This is a genomic window from Legionella tunisiensis (assembly GCF_000308315.1).
GTDB lineage: Bacteria > Pseudomonadota > Gammaproteobacteria > Legionellales > Legionellaceae > Tatlockia > Tatlockia tunisiensis.
In genome coordinates this window covers 1-1,583 of sequence record NZ_CALJ01000040.1, presented here as the reverse complement: position 1 = coordinate 1,583, position 1,583 = coordinate 1, and the positions used below count along the sequence as shown (strand labels likewise).

Below are 1,583 nucleotides of genomic sequence, written 5' to 3'. Positions count from 1 at the left end.
TATGCATTATTTATTACCTTACTGCCTTATGTTTTGTGGTTTTATGAGCTGGCTAGTCTGTGGACCTTTTCTTGTCACCGGTGAATTTCACTACAAACCACTCTATTTTGGAATTTTCCAAATGTTAGTTTTTGGTTTTTATATGATTGCTAATCGATTAGTAAAATCGCTGGTAGATAAAGTAGCACTGAATCAGTTGATTGAATTAGGCCTATTTATTTATTTGCCGGCGGTCTTTTTCTATGGCTACCTCTTTAATATATCCTACCCGACTATTTGGCTTAATTGGAGGAACGATGTTATTCGCCTTTGGTTTTGGGCTTTCTTCAGCATCTTTGCAGCGTTTGGCGATTGAATCGTCTGATGCTCCTATGGGGTCTCGCATGGCTGTTTTATCAACCAGTCTCGGCATTTCGGGACTATTAGCTACAGCATTAGTGAGTCTGACTTACCATGGTAAATTAAGCTCACTTGCCTCTATCCTTTTTGCTATGTCTGTATTTGCTTCTTTGTTGTATCAAAGTGGTCGCCGTTACCATGTAAGCACTGCTAACGATGAAGAGCCAGCATTAAAGTAAAGTAGAGGAAACATTATCCGGCAAAAAATTTAGGTTGTTTCTGGAAGGACAAATTTATTTTTCCGAGGAGAAAAAGCCAGATTAGCTAACCAATTTTTGCTGGGTACCTCATACCATTTGTAAATAAAATATGAAATAAATAGCAAGCTTAGTAAGGCAATGAAGAAAATTTCAGTTTTATTGATCAAAGTAAATTTCTTAGTTAAATAGATAACACAGGTATAGACGGGAAATTGGATTAGATAAACACTGTAGCTGATGTCACCTAACAATAGTAATTTTTCCTTAACCAAGCGCTCTTTATCGTAATAAAAGATGTAAGGCTTATAATAGCTAGAGTTAGAAGCGAATAAAAAAAGCGCCCACAACCATAACTCGGATTTCCAACAATTTTATCCAACACCAGGTAAATAATGAGGAGAATAAAAATCATTTTGATAAGAAGTTGCTGTTTTTGACGTAATTGCGCTTGATAACGCTCATATAAGATGAATAACAGAATCCCCGCCATAAAGAAATAGAAGTGATTGATTGGATTTGTATAAAGAGGCCAATTGGTTACTAATTCCTGAGTATGTTCAGTTGAGTTATAAGTAAAAAGATTGGTATTATTTAAACTGGTAATTCACCGCCAAAAAAAAGGTAAATATAGTAAGAATGGTTAAATATTTGAGCTGATTTTTGGTTAAGCAAAGAATAAAAGGTAGCAAAAATAAAAACATATTCAATACCGATAGACCAACCCCCTCTAACCTGCGTCAAATTGGTATTAATAAAACCAAAAATAAAAATAAATTATTTACGCTAATTAATTTTTCACTAAAATTAGTCAAAGGTGTTAATAGCTGGATTACTAATATTAAAGAGACTATTAGAAAAGGATATTTACTTAAGTAAGGCGCTTTTCTTTCCCCGACAAAACCAATCAGAAATAAAAAGAAATAATGATTAGAATTACTGGTGCTTGGACGTTATTGAGTAGCATACAAAGGTAGAATAAGGGAG

The 1,583-nt window shown here is 34.0% G+C and carries 4 protein-coding genes; 3 read left to right on the top strand and 1 reads right to left on the bottom strand.

The window, feature by feature from the left end; translation table 11 throughout:
- Together BN58_RS32560 and BN58_RS02960 are read left to right on the top strand one after the other, a co-directional pair.
- Positions 1-355: MFS transporter (locus tag BN58_RS32560; protein ID WP_040916078.1), on the top strand; the 355-nt coding region annotated here is incomplete at its 5' end.
- The gene (locus BN58_RS02960; protein WP_083852086.1) at positions 297-578 is read left to right on the top strand and encodes a hypothetical protein; all 282 of its coding nucleotides are present in this window, start codon (positions 297-299) and stop codon (positions 576-578) included. The genes BN58_RS32560 and BN58_RS02960, both read left to right, overlap by 59 nt.
- A gap of 29 nt (positions 579-607) precedes the next feature.
- On the opposite strand, the gene BN58_RS02955 is transcribed toward BN58_RS02960, so the two are convergent.
- Entirely contained in the window at positions 608-946 is a 339-nt protein-coding gene (locus BN58_RS02955; RefSeq protein WP_019215579.1) for an acyltransferase family protein, read from the bottom strand.
- 313 nt (positions 947-1,259) lie between these two features.
- Here BN58_RS02955 and BN58_RS02950 point away from each other — a divergent pair, with 313 nt between their 5' ends.
- Positions 1,260-1,475 (top strand): hypothetical protein, encoded by a 216-nt coding sequence (locus BN58_RS02950; protein ID WP_019215578.1) that lies wholly within the window; start codon positions 1,260-1,262, stop codon positions 1,473-1,475.
- Positions 1,476-1,583 lie beyond the last annotated feature (108 nt).